The organism is Nonomuraea sp. NPDC001684 (assembly GCF_053596515.1).
Genome location: NZ_JBSFGJ010000664.1, coordinates 1 through 3687, shown reverse-complemented (window position 1 = coordinate 3687; position 3687 = coordinate 1). Strand labels below are relative to the sequence as shown.

Genomic DNA, 3687 nt, shown 5'->3' with positions numbered 1-3687 from the left:
TCCGATCTGCAAGCCGCGCCGTGTGGGGGGAGCGGCGGTGCGGGGGGCGCCCGGAGGCGCCGCCCCGCTCATGGACGCGCGGTCGCGTCAGCCGCAGTGCTCGAAGGGGCTGTCGTACGCGGTCGAGCCGATCGCGCCGCCCCACTTGACGCAGGTACGCAGGGCCTTGGCCCGGACCGGACCGGCGTAGTACTGGTAGCTGCCCGCGTCGGTGCTCCTGGCCTTGCCCTTGACCTCCAGGTAGGCCCGCACGGCCGCCTTGCCCGAGCCGCTGTTGCGCAGCGTGGTGACGCAGTTCTGGCCGGTGGAGGCCGAGTACAGCAGGACGACCCGGCCCTGGTTGCCGAGCGGCGCGGAGTCGATCTGCTTGTAGCCAGCACCGCAGACCTGCTCGGCCGAGTACGGGTTGCCGCCGCCGCCGGTGCTGGGCTTGCCCGGGTCGGCGGGCGCGGGCGTGCCGCCGCCGCCCTGGCAGTTGTTCGACTTCAGCGTCTGGTGGCTGTAGCCGAAGGTGGTGCCGTTGAACTTGGCCGGCACGATCTTGCCCGACGACGAGCGCTGCTCGTAGTGCAGGTGGGCGATGATGCCCTTGTACTTGGCCGAGGTGTTGCCCACCTGGCCGACCTGCTGGCCCTGCGCGACGTTCGCGCCCGGGGAGACCGTGCGCTTCTTCATGTGGGCGTACAGCGAGACGCTGCCGTCGGAGTGCCGGATCTTGACCACGTTGCCGAAGCCGTCGGCGGTCCGGTACTCCGACATGATCACCTTGCCGGCCGCCGAGGCCACCACGGTACGGCCCATGTCGGCGTTGCCGTCGCCGTACGAGCCGTTGAAGTCGATCTCGTAGCCACCGGTGTGCTTGCTGCTGTCGTTGCTGTCGCCGGTCCAGGTCTCGCCGCACGGGAACGGAAGCTGGTGGACGACGGCGGCGCTGGCGCTCGCCGCGCTCGTGCCGGTGAGGGGCAGCGCGGCGATGCCACACACGCCCACGATCAGGGTCTTGATCCGCATGCGGGAAAGGCTGCCATCCTGATCAACGGCCAGTCTAGATCATTCGCAAAGTGTTCACGCTAAAAGTTGATATTTGTCGATATCGTAGCCAGGACTGTGCAAAACGCAGTTTTCGGACAGGGAGGGTCAGATGGGCGCAGGAGAGAACTCCGCCGCCAGCCTGGGACTATCCCCGGCGGGCCTCGGCGGGGCCACGATCCGGTTCACCGACAAGAAGATCAGCAAACTGGGCAGCGACATCGCCGACCAGGAACCGGGCATGGGCAAGATCGAGACGAACACGAAGGGGATCACCATCGAATCCCCCGGGTTCGGCATCGTCGGCCTCGGCCTCTCCTACGCCCACGAGCAGATCAAGAACGGCGCCGGCGACACGGTCGCCATGGCCAGGTCCGTCCTGAAGGACTACAAGACGGCGCTGGAGCAGCTGGAGAAGAACTACGAGAAGGTCGACAAGGACAACGACGGCCTGATCAAGGAGTACGGCGACGGCCCCGGCCCCGGCCCCGGTCCCGGCCCCGGCCCCGGCGGCATCGATCCGACCAAGCTGGGCGGTGGCGGTGGTGGCGGCCTGCCGCCGATGAACATGCCCGACGACAAGCTCCCGGACGACAAGCTCCTGGACAACAAGTTGCCCGACAACAAGCTGCCTGACGACAAGTTGCCGGACGACAAGTTCCCGGACGACAAGCTTCCTGACGACAAGCTGCCGGACAACAAGCTCCCGGACAACAAGCTCCCCGACAACAACCTGCCCGACCCCAACGCCATCAATGCGAACCTGCCCAAGACGCCGTCCATCGAGGATCAGCTCAACCACAACACCGACGTCCCGGACCTCAAGAGCGCGCTCCCGGACCCGTCCCAGACCAAGCTGTCCGGTCTGGACCCCAACGCCCTGAACTCCGCCATTCCCAGCACCGGCAACCTGACCGGCCGTCCCATCGATTTCCCCACGTCGGGCGGCTACGGCAGTTCGTCGGGCCCCGGCGGGACCACCACGGGCGCGGGCGCGGCCGCGGGCGGCCTGCGCGGCGCCGGCGCGGCCGGCATGTCGGGCATGCCGTTCATGCCCATGTCGGGCGGCGCGGCCGGCAACGAGCAGAACCGCGAGCGGGAGAAGCCGGAGTACGTGCGCGGCGACGAGAACGACTGGCTCGACGACATGGACATCGCACCGCCGGTCCTCGGCGAGTGAGAAGGAAGACGACATGGCATACGAAGAAGACCGCTGGCTGATCCTCGCCGCGGCCGGCGTGGCGACCGCGAACGCCGCGGTGCTCTTCGAGTACCCGCTGGCCAGGAACGTCGCGATCATGGTAGGCGCCCTCGTGTCCAACCCCGGCGCCGTGGCGAAGGCGGCCGTGGAGTGGTTGGCGCCCGTCGTCGGCGAGGACGGGTTGGACTTCCAGGCCATCGGCGGTGCGATCGTCAAGCTCTCCGAGGAGGTCGCCAGCAAGGAGTACTGGACGGGGCCGGCCTGGGAGGTGTTCAAGAAGTCCGCGGACGACTTCGCCCAGCAGGTGAAGGCGGCGTCGGCCTACTTCCAGAACGTCTCCAGCGGCATGGACACGATCGCCACGCTCTACCACTATGCCGTCTACGTCGCCTGTCTGGTGGCCGCGATCACGACGGCCCTCGCCGCCGCGAAATGGCTGACCTTCATCGTCCCCATCTTCGTCGCGGTGGTGATGCGGGGGCAGATCAACGGCATCCTGATCGCGCTCGCCCAGATCCTCAGGGGCATCGTCGGCAAGAACGTCAAGTCCGCCGCCATGCTCGCGGGCATCCTGGCCACGGTGAACGGCATGTGCGCCATGATGACGCAGGTCATCGACAAGGGCCGTCCGAAGGCCAACTTCGGGCCCAGTGACCTCGAGTACGTCGGCAACGGGGAGGAGAAGCCCGGCACCCTGCAGCGCAAGAACGGCGGCATGCCTGACTTGACGACGGCCGGCGGCCTCATCTGACCCCGACCCGCACCTCGTCCCGGCGACCCGGCCCGGCGTCCGCCGGGCCGGGGCCGCCGCTCACTGGGCCGTGACCTGCACCGGTGAGCGCGCCGCCGTCGGGTCGAGCGCCGGGCCCTCCGGGATCAGGTGGACGAGGTTGTAGGGCACCGGCGTGACGTCCTCGGCGCCGTACCCCAGCTTGTTGATCTGGTCCCCGGTCTGCAGCGGGAACCTCCTGCCCTGGTCGGTGAGCAGGAAGTAGGTCTGCATGAACGCCTTCTGGCCGTCCCCGGGCAGCAGGCCGCCCAGGGCCGCGCCGCCGGCGGGCAGCAGTACCTGGTCGAAGTGCTCCTGGTCGCTCCGGGACGTGGGCACGGGGATGGTCATCGTCGCGCCGACCGTGATCTTCGCCTGCGCTGAGCCGTTCTGCGTGTCGGCGTACACCGCGCACAGCGCCGCCGAGGACGTGACCGTTCTGGGCAGGCTCGTCGGCAGGCCGCCGACCGTGAGGGTCTGGCGGGAGGTCCTGCCGTTCGCGGTGGCGGCGTCGATCTCCAGTGGGACGGCGGCGCGCCTGCCGTACGCGGCCTTGGTCTTCGGGTCGGCGAGCAGCAGCGTCGCCTGGGTGAGGTTGACGGGGGCGAGCCCGTCGGCGAGCAGCACGTACCAGCGGTCGGGAGCCCCGCCCATGCCCTTCACGGTGTAGACCTGACCGACCGCCCCC

General features: G+C 68.9%; 4 protein-coding genes. 2 read left to right on the top strand and 2 right to left on the bottom strand.

Going from position 1 to position 3687, the window contains the following annotated elements:
- Window positions 1–87: 87 nt before the first annotated feature.
- Window positions 88–1011, bottom strand: coding sequence for a M23 family metallopeptidase (locus tag ACWCSD_RS49650; RefSeq protein ID WP_449926351.1), 924 nt, complete (start codon window positions 1009–1011; stop codon window positions 88–90).
- Between the two features lie 130 nt (window positions 1012–1141).
- Here ACWCSD_RS49650 and ACWCSD_RS49645 point away from each other — a divergent pair, with 130 nt between their 5' ends.
- Together ACWCSD_RS49645 and ACWCSD_RS49640 are read left to right on the top strand one after the other, a co-directional pair.
- Window positions 1142–2209: a hypothetical protein gene (locus ACWCSD_RS49645; protein ID WP_397165336.1), complete on the top strand. Its 1068-nt coding sequence runs from the start codon at window positions 1142–1144 to the stop codon at window positions 2207–2209.
- 13 nt (window positions 2210–2222) lie between these two features.
- Window positions 2223–2981, top strand: a complete 759-nt coding sequence (locus tag ACWCSD_RS49640) for a hypothetical protein (RefSeq protein ID WP_397165338.1) — start codon at window positions 2223–2225, stop codon at window positions 2979–2981.
- Window positions 2982–3041: 60 nt separating this feature from the next.
- Here the strand turns inward: ACWCSD_RS49640 and ACWCSD_RS49635 are convergent.
- Window positions 3042–3687: type VII secretion protein EccB (locus ACWCSD_RS49635; protein WP_449926348.1), on the bottom strand; the 646-nt coding region annotated here is incomplete at its 5' end.